Raw genomic sequence first — 16,377 nt, 5'->3', positions numbered from 1 at the left:
GGTGCATCGCGCTGCATGAGGGACTGGCTGCGGCCGGTGTTCAACGGCCGCAGCACCGCCGGTCCGTGAGCCTCAGGTCGCGTCGCCGTACGCGTGGCCTGCCTCGGCTCCCTCGTCGGCACTGTCCTTCTCCTCGGCGACCAGGTCGCGTTCGGGCAGCTCCGCCGCCAGTGCGGCCGCCGCCCGGACAAGCGGGAGTGCGAGCAATGCCCCGCTTCCTTCCCCCACGATGACGCCGTGGTCCAGCAAGGGGTTGAGCGCCATCCGGTCCAGCGCCTTGGCCTGCGCCGGCTCACCGCTCGCCTGACCCGCCAGCCACCAGTCCGGCGCCCGGAAGGCCGCCCGCTGACCCACCAGCGCACAGGCCGCGGAGACCACACCGTCAAGGATCACCGGCAGCCTGCGCACCGCGCACTGCAGCAGGAACCCGGTCATCGCCGCCAGATCCGCACCGCCCACCGTGGCCAGCAGCTCCAGCTGATCACCGAGGACCGGCCGGGCCCGCCGCAGCGCGTCCCGGATCGCCGCACACTTGCGCATCCACGCCAGATCGTCGATACCCGCACCGCCGCGCCCGGTGACCACCGAGGCGTCCGTACCGCACAGCGCCGCGATCAGCGTGGCCGCGGCTGCCGTCCCGCCCACGCTCAGATCGCCGAGCACCACCAGATCGGTGCCCGAGTCGGCCTCCTCGTCGGCGATCGCCATGCCGAGCCGTACCGCCTGCTCGGCCTCCTCGGCCGTCAGCGCGTCCTCGATGTCGATCCGGCCGCTGCCGCGCCGCACCCGGTGGCGCACCACCGACTCGGGCAACAGCTCCGGATCGCAGTCCAGGCCGGCATCGACGATCCGTACAGGTACGGAGAACTGGCGGGCCAGCACCGCGAGCGGCGTCGCGCCGTCCAGCGTGGCCCGTACCAGCTCGTGCGCACTCCCGGCCGCGCGCCCGGAGACACCCAGCTCGGCCACCCCGTGATCACCGGCGAAGAGCACCACGCGCGGCTGCTCGATCGTCTTGACCGGTACGGACTGCTGCGCGGCCGAGAGCCATTCGCCCAGCTCGTCCAGGCGGCCGAGGGAGCCGACGGGAACGATCATGCGCTCCCGGCGTTCCTCGGCGTCACGCCGTACGCCGCCGTCGGGGCGTTCGATCAGGTCGGAGAAGTCGTCCAGATTCACGGGGGTCTGCCTCGCGGGTCGATGCGTCGAGTGGGCCGGTGAGCCCGGCGGCGGGCTCACTGCGGAACAGTACCCGTCACCTTTCTGACGCCCGGTCAGTGCGAGGTTCTTCCCCCGAACCACAGCTGCGTCATCGCGGGCGTCAGGGTCCGCAGCCCCGGGAGCAGCGACTGGAGCCGGATCAGCTCGCCCATCGCGCCCCGCCCCCGCGGCAGCCGCAGCGCGCGTACCCCGATGATCGCCGGATGCGCACCGCGCAGCTTGTGCCGCTCGCCGGGGTTCATGGCCCAGCGCATTGGCGGAACGGTCATCGTGCCGACCTTCGACGTGCCGGCCACGGTGCCCCTGGCGAGCCAGCGCGCCATCGTGTCCAGGACCAGGACGCCGCCGGGCAGCCGTTCGGCGCAGGCCGCCAGGATCTCCCGGACCTCCGCGGGGCGCAGATACATCAGCACCCCCTGTGCCGTGACGACGACGCCGCGGCCCTGCGGGTCCTCGATCTCGTCCAGCCACGAGAGGTCGGTCGCCGACCGCGACAGCGTGCGCAGCCGGTCCGAGGCGGGCAGCAGCGTCCTCCGCAGCTCGGCGACCTCCGGCAGATCCACGCTCAGCCAGTTCAGCAGGCCGTTGTCGACCCGCCAGAAGCCGGTCTCCAGACCGTCGCCGAGCGCGACCACGGTGGCCCGCGGCCGGTCGGCGAGATACTCCTGCACGGCCAGGTCGAAGCAGCGCGAGCGCAGCCCCTGGGCCTGCGAGTGGAACGGGTTCGGCCGCCCGAACCGCTCCTCGAAGGGGTAGTCCAGATCCTCCAGCAGCCGCAGCGCCATCGGGTCGTCCAGCACCGGGTAGCGCTGTCCCGCCTCGTAGGCCCGGTTGTAGAGCGTCCACAGCAGGGTCTCGGGAACCCCATTCAGCATCGGCCGTACACGCGCCATGTCCGCTCCTCCGTTTCCTGCCGTTTCCTGCCGTGTCTTTTTGTCCGTCCCGTGCTTCCGGTCAGCCGCGCAGGGTCAGTGCCTGCCCGGCCACCACCAGCAGCACCTGTTCGCACTCGTCGGCGAACGCGGCGTTCAGCCGGCCCAGCTCGTCCCGGAAGCGCCGCCCGGCAGCCGTCGCGGGCACCACGCCCGAGCCGGTCTCGTTGGTGACGGTGACGACCGTACGGCGCGTTCCGCGGACCGCCGCGACCAGCTCGGCGGTCCGCTCCCGCAGGGCACCCTCGCCGCCCTCCGTCCACGCCGCGTCGTCCCAGGCGTCCACCCGGTCCATCGCGTCGGTCAGCCACAGCGACAGGCAGTCGATCAGCAGCGGAGGCCCGTCCGACTCCAGCAGCTCCACCAGCTCACAGGTCTCCTCGGTGCGCCAGGCGGCCGGCCTGCGCTCCCGGTGCAGGCCGATCCGGGCCGCCCACTCGGCGTCCCCCTCCCTGCCGCCACCGGTCGCCACGTACACCACCTCGGGGAACGTCTCCAGACGCCGCTCGGCCTCCACCGACTTCCCCGACCTGGCTCCGCCCGTCACCAGCGTGCGCCGCGGCACCTCCGGAACCGCGTGGTACTCGCCCACCACCAGCGTCGTCCCGTCCGGGACGGCCCGCGCGCCGGCCGCCGCCAGCCGCCGGTCCAGCTCGGCGCCGGGCGGTGCGTCATGGTCCAGATGGACGGCCACGACCTCGGTGGCCGGGCCGATCGCCTCCACGGCCCGCAGCCGCGCCACCGCGTCCGGCCGCCCCACCACATCGCCGACCACCATGTCGTAAGGCTCCGCGACCCGGTCCGTGAGACCGGCGGGCGCGGCTCCCGGCGGCATGTACAGCAGCCGGGGGCCCGCCGGTCCCGTGACCTCGTAACCGGTCCCCGGCGCGTCCATCGGTACCGCCCGCACCCGGTGCCCGCTGATCAGCGTCAGCACCCGTCCGTCCGGGACCCGTCCCGCCGGGGGCAGCCCCGCGGGCAGCTCCACGGCGGGTCCGTCGTGCGGATGGGTGAGCAGCACCTGCCGTACTCCGGTGAGCGAGTGCCCCGCACGGGCCGCGGCGAACACGGCCCCCGGGGTGAGATCGAGCAGCAGCGCGTCGTCGACCAGCAGCGCGGTCGCGGCCCGCGAGCGCGCCCCGCGGGCGACGGCGCAGGCGGCGCAAGGACATTCGGGCTGCGGCAGCCCGTCGGGGGCTCCGGTGCCGAGCAGAGTCAGTTCCACGCTTCCGATCCTCCCGCGTCCGTGCAACCGGTGCGCGACTTGGGGGCGTCAGGACGGGTGCGGAGCCGGTCCCCGCACCGGGCTCAGGCACTAGGCTGCGGGACAGCAAAGTGACCCAGGAGGCGGACATGGCGTGGACGTGGCGGTTCGAGAAGTCCGACGGTACGGAGACGGAGCCGGCCCTGCAGCCGGAGGAATTCACCACCCAGGGCGACGCGGAGTCCTGGATCGGTGAGTACTGGAAGGAACTCCTCGACGGAGGGGCGGACCAGGTGACGCTCTTCGACGACTCGGCGAAGATCTACGGCCCCATGAGCCTCCAGGCGGACCAGGGCTGATCCGCTCCCTCGCGCGACCGGGGCCTGTCCGGCGGATCGGATCATGGCCGGACAGGCCCCAGGGGCTCCCGAGGGGCGTCCCTAGATCTCGCCCAGGGCGACCTGCGCCGTCTTCTGCGCCCCGTTGCGCAGATACGTCACCGTGACTTTCTGGCCCGGCTTGTCCGAGGCCAGTGCCTCCGACAGCGACGTGATCGTCGTGACCGGCAGATCGTCGATCTTCGTGATGATGTCGCCGGCCCGCAGCCCAGCCTCCTCCGCGGCGCCGCCCTTGGTCACGCTGACCAGTGCCACCCCGGCCGGCTGGTAGTTGTCGTCGACGACCGTGCGTCCGGTGATGTTCAGGGCCGCCCGGCCCGAATCGGTGACCTTGCCGCTCTGGATGATCTGATCGGCGACCGTCTTCACCATCGACACGGGGATCGCGAACCCGATCCCCGGCGCCGCGCTGCCGCCCAGCTCCGGGTCGGTCGCCGCCAGGGTCGGGATGCCGATCACCTCGCTGTCCAGGTTGACCAGTGCGCCCCCGCTGTTGCCCGGGTTGATCGCGGCCGAGGTCTGCACCATGTTCGCGATCGTCGCGCCGGTGCCGCCGCCCGCGCGGCTCTCGCTGACGGTCCGGCCGAGCGCCGAGACGATGCCCTGGGTGACGCTGGAGGACAGTCCGAGCGGCGAGCCCATCGCCAGCACTATCTGCCCCACCTCGACCTTCTCCGAGTCGCCGAACTTCGCGGGCTTCAGCCCGTCCGGCACGCTGTCGAGCTTGATGACGGCCAGATCCTGCTCCGGATAGGTGGCCACCAGCGAGGCGCTCTGCGCCTTCTCGCCGGTGGCGACGGCGACCTTGAACGTCTTCTCGTCGCCGACCACATGGGCGTTGGTGACGATATGGCCCTTGGTGTCGTAGACGACGCCGGAGCCCAGGACCTCGGAGGCGTCGATCTGCACGACCGACGGCAGCACGTTCTTGATCACGGCCTGGTAGTCGCTCTGCAGATCACCGGCGGTCCCGGAGGCGGAGGCGGATTTGCTGGGGTCGGTCTTCGGTGAATCGGAGTCAGCGTCCGAGCAGCCGCTCATCAGGGCGATCGCACAGACACCTGCGGTCAGAGGCAGCAGCAGCCGACGAGCACGGCGGCGAAAGTGAGATGCATCCATGTTCGAATCATTGCTTTTAACCCTATTGGCGGCCTCTCGGGTTCGGCCGAATGGGGGACGTCGCCGGGCAGCCCCGGCGACCCGCTCCCGCGTCCTCTCAGCCCCGGACCCCGCACAGATGCAGCAGCGCGGCCACCCTGCGGTACGGATCCGTCCGCCCGGCCCGGTCCTCGGCGGCGAGCACCTGCTCCAGCTCGGCCGCGGCCGGCAGCTCCACGTCGTTGCTCACGTTGTCCGTGAAGACCCGCACCCCGTACCAGGCGTGCAGGGGCGCCGCGATCCCGGCGAGCGTGGACGTCAGGGCGTCCAGCCGGTCGGCCCGGACCGTGAGGCCCAGCCGGTTGGTGTACGTGTCCGTGTCGAAGGCGGCCAGCGCCGCACTCCAGTCCCCGGCGGTCCCGGGGCGCATCGCCAGCGCGTCGGCGTTCCGTACGAGCAGCGACAGCAGCCCGCCCGGGGCCAGCATCCGGGCCAGGCCCGCCAGCATCGCGTCCGGCTCCCGGACATACATCAGCACGCCGTGGCAGAGCACCACGTCGAAACTGCCGGGCAGGAAGTGCACCCCGGTGTCCAGGCCGTTGCCCTCGATCAGCCGGACCCGCTCGCGGATGCCCGCGGGTTCGCTGCCGAGCGCCTCCCTGGCCACCAGCAGCATCTCGGCATCGGACTCCAGGCCGGTCACGGTGTGACCGGCCCTCGCCAGGCGCAGCGCCTGGGTGCCCTGGCCCATGCCCACGTCGAGCACGCGCAGCCGCTGTCCGACAGGGAAGCGCGCCGCTATCTGCTCGTCGAGCTGCCGGGCCACGAGTTCCTGGCGGACGGTATTGCGCAGTCCCCCGAGCCCCTTGAGCCACACCGAGGAGGCTCCGGAGAACCCGGTGACGGGGACGACATCGTCCTGCCGACCGGCGGACGGACCGCCGGTCGATCCGGAGATGTGCGTACTCAGGGCCGCTCTCCCCGCTTGACCTGCGGCTTCGGCAGCCGGAGGCGACGCATCTGAAGCGTGCGCATCAGGCCGTAGGCGACCGCGCCGCGCTTGGGCGTATCGGGGAAGCGCTGGTTGAGCTGCTTCTTGAGGCGGATCGAGAGACCGATCGAGTCGACGACGATCAGCACGATCACGACGAGCCAGAGCAGCAGCGAGATGTTCTGGATGTTCTGCACCTGGATCACGCTGAGAATCAGAATGATCACAGCGAGCGGCAGGAAGAACTCCGCGATGCAGAAACGCGAGTCCACGTAGTCGCGGACGAAGCGCCGCACCGGGCCCTTGTCGCGAGCCGGCAGATAGCGCTCGTCGCCACTGGCGAGCGCCTCGCGCTGCTTGGCCATGTCCACACGGCGAGCTTCGCGCTGCCGCTTCATGGCCTCCTTGCGGTCGAGCGGCGCGCCACTGGAGGCGCGACGGCGCTGCGACTGGGCATCGCTGCGCTTGGGGGTGGGGCGACCTTTGGGGGCCTGCGGGTCGCGGGGCTGCTTGGAGAGGTCCGCCGTCACCTTGCCGGTGGGCGCCTTCTCTTCCTTCGAACGGCTACGGAACACAAGGCCCAAGGGTACGGGTTGGATCGCCACGACCCCAGGCCGGTCGGGAACGATCCGGCAACGGCGTGCGTCCTCGCAGGTGTACCGACGTGTTCGGTACGGGTGACGGCACCGGGTCTCCCTGACCTCCGCCTACTCCTTGGGCCGGAGTGGTGACCTCGTGCAGTCGTCCTTGGGTAGGAGCACATCCTTGCTCGAACAGTGCGGTAATAGAGGCAGGGCCCGTACTGTGGGTTCTGTTGGAGTGCTGGAGCTCAGTCCGTCAGAAGGGGGCGCGCGAAGCCCATGAGCGGTGTCATGAAGCGTATGGGGATGATCTTCCGCGCGAAGGCAAACAAGGCCCTTGACCGGGCCGAGGATCCGCGCGAGACCCTCGATTACTCGTACCAGAAGCAGCTCGAACTGCTTCAGAAGGTACGTCGCGGTGTCGCCGACGTGGCGACCTCGCGCAAGCGGCTGGAGTTGCAGCTGAACCAGCTGCAGGGCCAGTCGTCCAAGCTGGAGGACCAGGGCCGCAAGGCGCTCGCGCTCGGCCGCGAGGACCTGGCCCGTGAGGCGCTGTCCCGGCGCGCCGCCCTCCAGCAGCAGGTCACCGACCTGGAGACGCAGCACACCACGCTGCAGGGCGAGGAGGAGAAGCTCACTCTCGCGGCGCAGCGGCTGCAGGCCAAGGTCGATGCCTTCCGTACCAAGAAGGAGACCATCAAGGCCACCTACACCGCCGCCCAGGCGCAGACCCGCATCGGCGAGGCCTTCTCCGGGATCTCCGAGGAGATGGGCGACGTCGGCCTGGCGATCCAGCGGGCCGAGGACAAGACCCAGCAGATGCAGGCCCGGGCCGGCGCGATCGACGAGCTGCTCGCATCCGGCGCCCTGGACGACCCGACCGGGACGGCGAAGGACGACATCGCCGCCGAGCTCGACCGGATCTCCGGTGGTACGGATGTGGAGCTGGAGCTGCAGCGCATGAAGGCCGAGCTGGCCGGCGGCTCCACCCAGCAGCAGGCGATCGAGGGCGGCCCGCAGGATGCCGCTCAGCAGCAGTCGTCGCAGTCCCCGCACAGGTTCGACAAGAGTTGAGGCGGCGTCATGATCGTACGGATCATGGGGGAGGGCCAGGTCGCACTGGCCGACAGTCATCTCGCCGAGCTCGACGGGCTCGACGACGAACTGCTCGCCGAAGTGGAGCGCGGTGACGGACCGGGCTTCCGCACCACCCTCCACGCGCTCCTGGCAAGGGTGCGCGAGCTCGGCACTGCGTTGCCGGACGACTCCCTGGAGCCGTCCGAGCTGATCCTGCCGTCGTCCGACGCGACCCTCGAAGAGGTGCGCGCCATGCTCCGCGACGACGGTCTGATTCCCGGCTGACGCCGTCCGCCCCTCTCCAGCACACGCATGAACCCGTGCCCCGGGTCCGGTCCGCCGGACCCGGGGCACGGTTGTGTCCGGGCCTTTCGCGCGGGACCGGTCCGGTTCCCGCGCGACACGCCGTAACGTAGCTTGACGTGACCACCCTCGGAACCGGGGTTCTGCGCGTCCGGCACTGGCTGCGCGACCATCCCCTCGCGCTGGACGCCGCGCTGGCCCTGGCCGTGCTGGTGGCGATGATCGTCGGGTCGTTCGTCCACCCGCGCCCGGGGGAGGGGCCCTCCCTCGGAACCCGCCCGCCCGCGGCGAGCGGCGTGCTGCTGATGGTGGCCGGTGCCGTGGCGCTCATCTGGCGGCGGCGCAATCCCATGGTGGTGCTCGCGGTCACCGCCGGGCTGACCGTCGTCGAGCTGGTGAAGTCCGACCCGCCCGCACCCGTGGTCATGAGCACCGTCATCGCGCTGTACACCGTCGCCGCCCGCACCGACCGGCCCACCACCTGGCGGGTCGGTCTGCTGACGGTGGCCGTGCTGACGGCCGCGGCGATGCTCTTCGGCGCGGCGCCCTGGTACAGCCAGCAGAACTTCGGCGTCCTCGCCTGGACCGGCATGGCCTGTGCGGCGGGGGACGCCGTGCGCTCCAGGCGCGCCTTCGTCGGCGCGATCAGGGAACGCGCCGAACGGGCCGAACGCACCCGCGACGAGGAGGCCCGGCGGCGGGTCGCCGAGGAACGGCTGCGGATCGCCCGCGATCTCCACGATGTCGTCGCCCACCACATCGCCCTGGTCAACGTCCAGGCCGGGGTGGCCGCCCACGTCATGGACAAGCGCCCCGACCAGGCCAAGGAGGCGCTGGCCCACGTCCGGGAGGCCAGCCGCTCCGCGCTCAACGAACTGCGGGCCACCGTCGGGCTGTTGCGTCAGTCCGGCGACCCGGAGGCGCCGACCGAACCCGCACCGGGGCTCGCCGTCCTCGACGAACTGGTCGACACCGTCCGCCGGGCCGGGCTCCCCGTCGAGGTGGCCTGCACCGACCGGCGGCCCCCGCTGCCCGCGGCCGTCGACCTGGCCGCGTACCGGGTCATCCAGGAGGCGCTGACCAACGTCCGCAAACATGCGGGCCCCGGGGCCAAGGCCGAGGTGAGCGTCGTACGGGTCGGGGCCACGGCCGAGATCACGGTGATCGACAACGGCTTCGGCGGGGGCGGCTGTGTCGGCGACGGCGACGGCGACGGCGGCGGTCACGGTCTGCTCGGCATGCGCGAACGCGTCACCGCGCTCGGCGGCACCCTCACCGCCGGGCCCCGCTACGGCGGCGGATTCCGGGTCCATGCGATCCTGCCCGTCGAGGCCCGCACGGCGGAGTCCGGGGAGCCGGGCGCGGCGGGCCGGACGGGGGAAGACGTATGACACCGCCCATCAAGGTGCTGCTCGTCGACGACCAGGCGCTGCTGCGCAGCGCGTTCCGGGTGCTGGTCGACTCGGAGGCCGACATGGAGGTGGTCGGCGAGGCGGCGGACGGCGCGCAGGCCGTGGAGCTCGCCCGCTCGACCCGCGCCGACGTGGTGCTGATGGACATCCGGATGCCCGGTACGGACGGACTCACCGCGACCCGGATGATCAGTGCCGATCCGGAACTGGCCGGGGTACGGGTCGTCATGCTCACCACCTTCGAGGTGGACGAGTACGTGGTGCAGTCGCTGCGGGCCGGGGCGTCCGGCTTCCTGGGCAAAGGGGCGGAACCGGAAGAACTGCTCAATGCCATCCGTATCGCCGCGGGAGGCGAGGCGCTGCTCTCACCCGCCGCGACCAAGGGCCTGATCGCCACCTTCCTCGCGCAGGGCGGCAGTTCGGAGGGGGACGGGCCGAGCGCCGCGGAGTACTCCGAGCGGCTGGCCGCGCTCACCGGCCGCGAGCGCGAGGTGCTCGTTCTGGTCGCGGGCGGCCACTCCAACGACGAGATCGCCGAGCGGCTCGTCGTCAGCCCGCTCACCGTCAAGACCCATGTGAACAGGGCGATGGCGAAACTGGGGGCCAGGGACCGGGCGCAATTGGTGGTAATTGCCTACGAATCCGGCCTGGTGCGCCCCAGGGTGGAGTGACAGGTGGAGATACGGCGTACTCCACCTGCGGTATGCGCGGCATAAGAAAGCAACCCGAGGGCCGACGCTTTCCTCCCTGCCGGTAGGCGATCGTGTAGCTGGGCCGGGTCTGTTCCCGAGTCACCCGCCCACCTGCCGCGTAAGCCACAGAAGAGGTACCCACCCATGTCCTGGCTGTCCAGATTCAGCCTCGCGCAACGGGCCCTGATCGGACTGATCTCGATCGTCGCGCTCGTATTCGGAGCGATCGCGATCCCGCAGCTCAAGCAGCAGCTGCTGCCCACCATCGAACTCCCGATGGTGTCGGTAATCGCCCCCTACCAGGGTGCGTCCCCCGATGTGGTCGAGAAGCAGGTCGTCGAGCCGCTCGAGAATTCCGTCAAGGCCGTCGACGGCGTCACCGGTATCACCTCGACCGCCAGCGAGGGCAGCGCCGTCATCATGGCGTCCTTCGACTTCGGCAGCGAGGGCACCAAGCAGCTCGTCGCCGACATCCAGCAGGCGGTGAACCGCGCCCGCGCCCAGCTGCCCGACGACGTCGACCCGCAGGTCATCGCCGGCTCGACGGACGACATCCCGGCCGTCGTCCTCGCCGTCACCTCCGACAAGGACCAGCAGGCGCTCGCCGACCAGCTGGACCGCACGGTCGTCCCCGCCCTGGAAGACATCAGCGGCGTCGGCCAGGTCTCCATCGACGGTGTGCAGGACCTCCAGGTCTCCATCACCCCCGACGACGAGAAGCTCGCCGCCGCCGGTCTGAACGCCATGACGCTCTCCCAGGCGCTCCAGGCGGGCGGCGCGACCGTCCCCGCCGGTTCCTTCTCCGAGTCGGGCAAGAGCCGCACCGTCCAGGTCGGTGGGGCCTTCACCTCCCTGAAGCAGATCGAGGACCTGCGGGTCACCGGTCAGGACCCGGCCACGGGCAAGCCCGGCGAGCCGGTCCGCGTCGGTGACGTCGCCAAGGTGAAGCAGGAGCCGTCCACCGCGGTCTCCATCACCCGCACCAACGGCAAGCCGAGCCTCGCCGTCATGGCCACGATGGACAAGGACGGCAGTGCCGTCGCCATCTCGGACGCGGTCAAGGACAAGCTCCCCGACCTCCGCAAGGACCTCGGCGCCGGTGCCGAACTGACCGTCGTCTCCGACCAGGGCCCCGCCGTCTCCAAGGCGATCTCCGGTCTGACCACCGAGGGCGCGCTCGGTCTGCTCTTCGCCGTCATCGTGATCCTGGTCTTCCTCGCGTCGCTGCGCTCGACCCTGGTCACCGCGGTCTCCATCCCGCTCTCCGTGGTCCTCGCGCTGATCGTGCTCTGGACCCGTGACCTCTCGCTCAACATGCTCACGCTGGGCGCGCTGACCATCGCGATCGGCCGCGTCGTCGACGACTCGATCGTGGTCCTGGAGAACATCAAGCGTCACCTCGGCTACGGCGAGGAGCGCCAGTCGGCTATCACCACCGCGGTGAAGGAAGTGGCCGGCGCGGTCACCTCCTCGACCCTCACCACGGTCGCCGTATTCCTGCCGATCGGTCTCGTCGGCGGCATGGTCGGCGAGCTCTTCGGCTCCTTCTCGCTGACCGTCACCGCGGCCCTGCTGGCATCCCTGCTGGTCTCGCTGACCGTCGTCCCCGTCCTGTCGTACTGGTTCCTGCGCGCCCCGAAGGGCGCCACGGAGAACCCGGACGAGGCCCGTCGCAAGGCCGAGGAGAAGGAGGCCCGCAGCCGGCTCCAGCGGCTGTACGTCCCGGTGCTGCGCTTCGCGACCCGGCGCCGTATCACCAGCATCGTCATCGCCGTCGCCGTGCTCTTCGGCACCTTCGGCATGGCCCCGCTGCTGAAGACCAACTTCTTCGACCAGGGCGAGCAGGAAGTCCTCTCCATCAAGCAGGAGCTGACCCCCGGCACCAGCCTGGCGGCCGCCGACAAGGCGGCCAAGAAGGTCGAGAAGGTCCTCGCCGCCGACAAGGGCGTCAAGGACTACCAGGTCACCGTCGGCTCGTCCGGCTTCATGGCGGCCTTCGGCGGCGGCACGGGCGCCAACCAGGCCTCGTACCAGGTCACCCTGAAGGACTCGGGCGACTTCGACGCCACGCAGAAGCGCATCGACACGGCGCTCGGCAAGCTCGACGGCATCGGTGACACCACCATCGCCGCGGGCGACGGCTTCGGCAGCCAGGACCTCAGCGTCGTGGTCAAGGCCGCCGACGCGGACGTGCTGAAGAAGGCGTCCGAAGAGGTACGGGCCGAGGTGGCCGAGCTCAAGGACGTCACCGACGTCCAGAGCGACCTCGCGCAGAGCGTCCCGCGGATCTCGGTCAAGGGCAACGCCAAGGCCGCGGAGGCCGGTTTCAACCAGACCACGCTCGGCGCGGCCGTCGCCGGAGCGGTGCGCGGCACCCCGTCCGGCAAGGCGATCATGGACGACACCGAGCGCGACGTCGTCATCAAGTCCGCCCACCCGGCCACCACGATGGCCGAGCTGAAGAACCTTCCCCTCGGCCCGGTGAAGCTCGGACAGATCGCCGACGTCGAGCTGGTCCCCGGCCCGGTCTCCATGACCCGGATCGACGGCCAGCGCGCCGCGACCATCACCGCCAAGCCCACCGGTGACGACACCGGCGCGGTCAGCTCCGCGCTTCAGAAGAAGATCGACGCCCTGAAGCTCCCGGACGGCGCCACCGCCACCATCGGCGGTGTCTCCGAGGACCAGAGCGACTCGTTCAAGAAGCTCGGCCTGGCCATGCTGGCGGCGATCGCGATCGTCTTCATGCTGCTGGTGGCGACCTTCCGGTCCCTCATCCAGCCGCTGATCCTGCTGGTCTCCGTCCCGTTCGCGGCAACCGGAGCGATCGGCCTGCTGGTCATCACCGGCACCCCGATGGGCATCCCCGCGATGATCGGCATGCTGATGCTGATCGGCATCGTGGTGACCAACGCGATCGTGCTGATCGACCTGATCAACCAGTACCGGGCCCAGGGCATGGGCGTCGTCGAAGCAGTCGTCGAGGGCGGCCGTCACCGGCTCCGCCCGATCCTGATGACCGCACTCGCGACGATCTTCGCCCTGCTCCCGATGGCGCTCGGCGTCACCGGCGAGGGCGGCTTCATCTCGCAGCCGCTCGCGGTGGTCGTGATCGGCGGCCTGGTCACCTCGACGCTGCTCACGCTGCTCCTGGTGCCGACCCTCTACTCGATGGTGGAGCTCCGCAAGGAGCGCCGCGCGAAGAAGAAGGCGCTGAAGCGGGCGAAGAAGGCGGGCGTTCCGGCCCCGTCCGAGTCCGCCGAGTCGGACGAGACGCGCACGGCGGAGCCGTCGGGCGTGTAGTCGGTCCGGCAAACCGGTAGAAGCCAGAACGGCCTGTCCCACGCGGGAGCGTGGGACAGGCCGTTCTGCTGTTTCCGCGCGCTACTTGAGGGAGGCGATGAAGTCGCTCCAGGCCGGGGCGGGGATGAGGAGTGCGGGGCCGGTGGGGTTCTTGCTGTCGCGCACGGGGATGATGCCGGGGAAGTCGTCGGCGATCTCGACGCACTCGCCCCCGTTGGTGTTGCTGTAGCTGCTCTTGCGCCAGCGGGCGGTGCTCAGCTCGGGGGTGTGTCGCATGGTGTGTAGCCCTCCATAACCGTCCGGATCATGTGCGCCGACTCGGGCAGCGAGAGTGCGTTGGCCCGCAGTACCTCGTACTGCCGCCGCCACTTTTTCACCACGTCCGGATCCTCGTAGAGGTGACCGGCCTGGATGCCTTCTTCGTACGCGACCGCGGTGCCGCCGGTGAGCGTCAGCAGAGTCAGCGCGCCGCCCATGAGCGGGTGCGGCCCCGCGCTGAACGGCATCACTTGAACTTTACTGCTCGGAGTATTCACCAGGCCTAACAGCGTGGCCAGTTGTTCGTACATGCATGCGCGATTGCCGATCTTCCGTCGCAGTACGGACTCGTCGATGATTGCCCACCGGAAGGGAGGCGAGTCCGGACTCTGCCTCGTCTGCCGCGACATGCGGGCCATGACGCGCTCCTCGACCTGGGCTTCGCTCAGGTCCTCCTGACAGCGCAGCAATTCGCGCGCGTACGCCTCGGTCTGGAAAAGACCGGGCAGGGCCTGCGCGCCGTACTGCTCTATGACTTCGGCTTTGGACTCGAAGTCCATGTACCGGCGGTACTGATCCGGATGGATTTCCTTCTTGGCCAGCTCGTACAGCCCGTGGAAGTGCTTGTCCGTGCCGAACGCCGCATCGAGCCGCCCTGGGATGTCCGGCGGCGGCATCAGCTCAGCCGTCTCGATCCGGGCGAGCGTGCTCTTGCTGGAGTTCAGGATGTTCGCCAGTTGTACGAGGGAAAGATCCGCGCGCTCGCGGTGGCGGCGCTGCTCGGAGCCGAAGTAGTGGCGGGCGGAGAGGTACGGGGTGAGGGGCTGAGGCTTGAACGTCATGGTGCGCGCCTTCCGTGCGTCCCGCTCTCAACGCCGGGACAGGACAACCCTGTTGCTGCCAACCGCCACAACGCGACGATTGCCTCACACACGGTAACCAGCGTGTACGGCCGGGAGCCATAGCGCCCCTCGAACGGAGGCAGTGACGACATGATGTTCGATGAGAAGGGACGGCTCATGCGGATGCTCCCCTGGGTCAACCAGAGCGGGGCGCCGTGCTACCTGAGCACCGACGACCCGTACAGCCGGATGTCGCGGTTGGCCGACGAGGTGGAAGCTGACCTGCTCGACTCGGCCGAGTACGTACTGACCGAGGCGCGGACGTTGCTGGCTGAAGCCACGGCGGGGGAGAGGGAGTTGCGTTTCGCCGGGGTAAGGCTCGCGGAGTCGCTGCGGGACACCTTGCGGATCGCCACGAGCCGGGGAGAGCGGCTGGAGGCCGGGCTCACGCTTGCGGAGGACGAGGAAACCGTGGCTTACGCAACCGAGCACTGCTCTTGTACCAGCGAGGCGTGAGCGGCCCAGACGCTGTGGGTACAGCAGCGTAGTTACGGGACGGACGCACGGATGCCGGTCGGGCGAAATCCGGCCCGACCGGCATCCGTCACGGGTAACGCGCTCATCCGTTGCGCCAGCGCCACCCCTACAGCAGCGCCACCGCTACGGCAGCGCCAGCATCCGCTCCAGCGCGCGCTTGGCGTACTTCTCCGTCTCCGGGGCGACCTCGATCCGGTTGACCAGGTTGCCCTCGGCCAGCGACTCCAGCGCCCACACCAGGTGCGGCAGGTCGATGCGGTTCATCGTCGAGCAGAAGCACACCGTCTTGTCGAGGAAGACGATCTCCTTGTCCTCGGCCGCGAAGCGGTTCGCCAGCCGGCGCACCAGGTTCAGCTCGGTGCCGATCGCCCACTTCGAGCCGGCCGGGGCCGCCTCCAGGGCCTTGATGATGTACTCCGTCGAGCCGACGTAGTCCGCCGCCGCCACGACCTCGTGCTTGCACTCGGGGTGCACCAGGACGTTGACGCCCGGTATCCGCTCGCGGACGTCATTGACGGACTCGACCGAGAAGCGGCCGTGCACCGAGCAGTGCCCGCGCCAAAGGATCATCTTCGCGTCGCGCAGCTCCTCGGCGGTCAGACCGCCGTTGGGCTTGTGCGGGTTGTAGAGGACGCAGTCCTCCAGCGACATCCCCATGTCCCGGACCGCGGTGTTCCGGCCCAGGTGCTGGTCGGGCAGGAAAAGGACCTTCTCGCCCTGCTCGAAGGCCCACTCCAGCGCCCGCTTCGCGTTGGACGAGGTACAGATCGTGCCGCCGTGCCGGCCGGTGAAGGCCTTGATGTCGGCGGAGGAGTTCATGTACGAGACGGGCACGACCTGCTCGGCGACGCCGGCCTCGGTCAGCACGTCCCAGCACTCGGCGACCTGCTCGGCGGTGGCCATGTCGGCCATGGAGCAGCCCGCCGCCAGGTCCGGCAGCACGACCTTCTGGTCGTCGGTGGTCAGGATGTCCGCGGACTCGGCCATGAAGTGCACGCCGCAGAAGACGATGTACTCGGCCTCCGGCCGCGCGGCCGCGTCCCGGGCGAGCTTGAACGAGTCGCCGGTGACGTCGGCGAACTGGATGACCTCGTCGCGCTGGTAGTGGTGGCCGAGGACGAACACTTTGTCCCCGAGCTTCTCCTTGGCCGCGCGGGCACGCTCCACCAGGTCCGGGTCGGACGGGGATGGCAGGTCGCCGGGGCACTCCACGCCGCGCTCGCTCCGCGGGTCGGCCTCACGGCCGAGCAGGAGCAGGGCGAGGGGCGTCGGCTGGACGTCGAGATCCTGGACGGGGTGGGCCGTGGTCACGTCACGCACCCTTTCTTCTCTGCTGAAAGCTTCTGCGAAAAGCTTCCGCGAAGCCTTTTCGTCTAATTGACGCTATCTATGATATCCGGTTCACGTCACTTTGACGACGGCCATAGTGTCGATGTGACGCATCCCCCCGGCGGACCGGTGTGCGAGCATGAATGGAACAGGCAAGCGCTCGGCCCGGAATGAATCCGCGGTCCCGACGGTTGCAACG

General features: G+C 70.1%; 16 protein-coding genes. 7 read left to right on the top strand and 9 right to left on the bottom strand.

What is annotated here, in order from left to right:
- Positions 1-72: 72 nt before the first annotated feature.
- The 3 genes from cobT to OG978_RS11815 form a co-directional block, all read right to left on the bottom strand.
- Positions 73-1,179 carry a nicotinate-nucleotide--dimethylbenzimidazole phosphoribosyltransferase gene (gene cobT, locus OG978_RS11825; RefSeq protein WP_326765170.1) on the bottom strand — a complete coding sequence of 369 codons (1,107 nt, stop codon included), beginning with the start codon at positions 1,177-1,179 and terminating at the stop codon, positions 73-75.
- Between the two features lie 95 nt (positions 1,180-1,274).
- Positions 1,275-2,114 (bottom strand): class I SAM-dependent methyltransferase, encoded by an 840-nt coding sequence (locus OG978_RS11820; protein ID WP_326765169.1) that lies wholly within the window; start codon positions 2,112-2,114, stop codon positions 1,275-1,277.
- Positions 2,115-2,175: 61 nt separating this feature from the next.
- Positions 2,176-3,378 carry a bifunctional adenosylcobinamide kinase/adenosylcobinamide-phosphate guanylyltransferase gene (locus OG978_RS11815; RefSeq protein WP_326765168.1) on the bottom strand — a complete coding sequence of 401 codons (1,203 nt, stop codon included), beginning with the start codon at positions 3,376-3,378 and terminating at the stop codon, positions 2,176-2,178.
- A gap of 128 nt (positions 3,379-3,506) precedes the next feature.
- Here OG978_RS11815 and OG978_RS11810 point away from each other — a divergent pair, with 128 nt between their 5' ends.
- Positions 3,507-3,716 carry a hypothetical protein gene (locus OG978_RS11810; protein WP_326765167.1) on the top strand — a complete coding sequence of 70 codons (210 nt, stop codon included), beginning with the start codon at positions 3,507-3,509 and terminating at the stop codon, positions 3,714-3,716.
- A gap of 81 nt (positions 3,717-3,797) precedes the next feature.
- Here OG978_RS11810 and OG978_RS11805 read toward each other — a convergent pair whose 3' ends face one another.
- The 3 genes from OG978_RS11805 to OG978_RS11795 all read right to left on the bottom strand — a co-directional run bounded on the left by OG978_RS11805 (position 3,798) and on the right by OG978_RS11795 (position 6,419).
- Positions 3,798-4,874, bottom strand: coding sequence for a S1C family serine protease (locus OG978_RS11805; protein WP_326765166.1), 1,077 nt, complete (start codon positions 4,872-4,874; stop codon positions 3,798-3,800).
- Between the two features lie 97 nt (positions 4,875-4,971).
- Entirely contained in the window at positions 4,972-5,730 is a 759-nt protein-coding gene (locus tag OG978_RS11800; RefSeq protein ID WP_326765165.1) for a class I SAM-dependent methyltransferase, read from the bottom strand.
- A gap of 89 nt (positions 5,731-5,819) precedes the next feature.
- Complete coding sequence (locus OG978_RS11795) at positions 5,820-6,419, bottom strand: DUF3043 domain-containing protein (RefSeq protein ID WP_326765164.1); 600 nt, start codon at positions 6,417-6,419, stop codon at positions 5,820-5,822.
- A gap of 297 nt (positions 6,420-6,716) precedes the next feature.
- Here OG978_RS11795 and OG978_RS11790 point away from each other — a divergent pair, with 297 nt between their 5' ends.
- The 5 genes from OG978_RS11790 (at position 6,717) to OG978_RS11770 (ending at position 13,212) form a co-directional block, all read left to right on the top strand.
- Positions 6,717-7,499, top strand: coding sequence for a PspA/IM30 family protein (locus tag OG978_RS11790; protein WP_266736832.1), 783 nt, complete (start codon positions 6,717-6,719; stop codon positions 7,497-7,499).
- 9 nt (positions 7,500-7,508) lie between these two features.
- Entirely contained in the window at positions 7,509-7,787 is a 279-nt protein-coding gene (gene pspAA, locus OG978_RS11785) for a PspA-associated protein PspAA (protein ID WP_326765163.1), read from the top strand.
- 137 nt (positions 7,788-7,924) lie between these two features.
- Positions 7,925-9,196, top strand: a complete 1,272-nt coding sequence (locus tag OG978_RS11780; RefSeq protein WP_326765162.1) for a sensor histidine kinase — start codon at positions 7,925-7,927, stop codon at positions 9,194-9,196.
- Positions 9,193-9,888: a response regulator transcription factor gene (locus OG978_RS11775; RefSeq protein WP_326765161.1), complete on the top strand. Its 696-nt coding sequence runs from the start codon at positions 9,193-9,195 to the stop codon at positions 9,886-9,888. Before OG978_RS11780 ends, OG978_RS11775 begins: the two co-directional genes overlap by 4 nt.
- A gap of 165 nt (positions 9,889-10,053) precedes the next feature.
- Positions 10,054-13,212: an efflux RND transporter permease subunit gene (locus OG978_RS11770; RefSeq protein WP_326765160.1), complete on the top strand. Its 3,159-nt coding sequence runs from the start codon at positions 10,054-10,056 to the stop codon at positions 13,210-13,212.
- A gap of 81 nt (positions 13,213-13,293) precedes the next feature.
- Here OG978_RS11770 and OG978_RS11765 read toward each other — a convergent pair whose 3' ends face one another.
- Both OG978_RS11765 and OG978_RS11760 read right to left on the bottom strand, forming a co-directional pair.
- A complete protein-coding gene (locus OG978_RS11765; RefSeq protein WP_326765159.1) occupies positions 13,294-13,488 on the bottom strand; it encodes a DUF397 domain-containing protein in 195 nt (64 codons plus the stop codon).
- Positions 13,467-14,312 carry a helix-turn-helix domain-containing protein gene (locus OG978_RS11760; protein ID WP_326765158.1) on the bottom strand — a complete coding sequence of 282 codons (846 nt, stop codon included), beginning with the start codon at positions 14,310-14,312 and terminating at the stop codon, positions 13,467-13,469. Before OG978_RS11760 ends, OG978_RS11765 begins: the two co-directional genes overlap by 22 nt.
- Positions 14,313-14,462: 150 nt before the next feature.
- Between OG978_RS11760 and OG978_RS11755 the strand changes: the two genes are divergently transcribed.
- On the top strand, positions 14,463-14,828 hold the full coding sequence (locus OG978_RS11755; RefSeq protein ID WP_326765157.1) for a hypothetical protein: 366 nt from the start codon (positions 14,463-14,465) through the stop codon (positions 14,826-14,828).
- A gap of 144 nt (positions 14,829-14,972) precedes the next feature.
- Here the strand turns inward: OG978_RS11755 and nadA are convergent, their stop codons facing one another.
- Entirely contained in the window at positions 14,973-16,169 is a 1,197-nt protein-coding gene (gene nadA / locus OG978_RS11750; protein ID WP_326765156.1) for a quinolinate synthase NadA, read from the bottom strand.
- Between the last annotated feature and the right edge of the window lie 208 nt (positions 16,170-16,377).

Source organism: Streptomyces sp. NBC_01591, assembly GCF_035918155.1.
GTDB lineage: Bacteria > Actinomycetota > Actinomycetes > Streptomycetales > Streptomycetaceae > Streptomyces.
The sequence above is the reverse complement of the archived record's forward strand: the minus strand, read 5'-3'. Positions and strand labels throughout refer to the sequence as shown.

Excerpts from the sequence above, each read along its gene's own strand:
- OG978_RS11820 (WP_326765169.1), bottom strand. The coding sequence starts at position 2,114 with ATGGCGCGTGTACGGCCGATGCTGAATGGGGTTCCCGAGACCCTGCTG.
- OG978_RS11755 (WP_326765157.1), top strand. The coding sequence starts at position 14,463 with ATGATGTTCGATGAGAAGGGACGGCTCATGCGGATGCTCCCCTGGGTC.
- OG978_RS11805 (WP_326765166.1), bottom strand. The coding sequence starts at position 4,874 with ATGGATGCATCTCACTTTCGCCGCCGTGCTCGTCGGCTGCTGCTGCCT.
- OG978_RS11810 (WP_326765167.1), top strand. The coding sequence starts at position 3,507 with ATGGCGTGGACGTGGCGGTTCGAGAAGTCCGACGGTACGGAGACGGAG.
- OG978_RS11770 (WP_326765160.1), top strand. The coding sequence starts at position 10,054 with ATGTCCTGGCTGTCCAGATTCAGCCTCGCGCAACGGGCCCTGATCGGA.
- OG978_RS11765 (WP_326765159.1), bottom strand. The coding sequence starts at position 13,488 with ATGCGACACACCCCCGAGCTGAGCACCGCCCGCTGGCGCAAGAGCAGC.
- pspAA (WP_326765163.1), top strand. The coding sequence starts at position 7,509 with ATGATCGTACGGATCATGGGGGAGGGCCAGGTCGCACTGGCCGACAGT.
- OG978_RS11760 (WP_326765158.1), bottom strand. The coding sequence starts at position 14,312 with ATGACGTTCAAGCCTCAGCCCCTCACCCCGTACCTCTCCGCCCGCCAC.
- OG978_RS11775 (WP_326765161.1), top strand. The coding sequence starts at position 9,193 with ATGACACCGCCCATCAAGGTGCTGCTCGTCGACGACCAGGCGCTGCTG.
- OG978_RS11790 (WP_266736832.1), top strand. The coding sequence starts at position 6,717 with ATGAAGCGTATGGGGATGATCTTCCGCGCGAAGGCAAACAAGGCCCTT.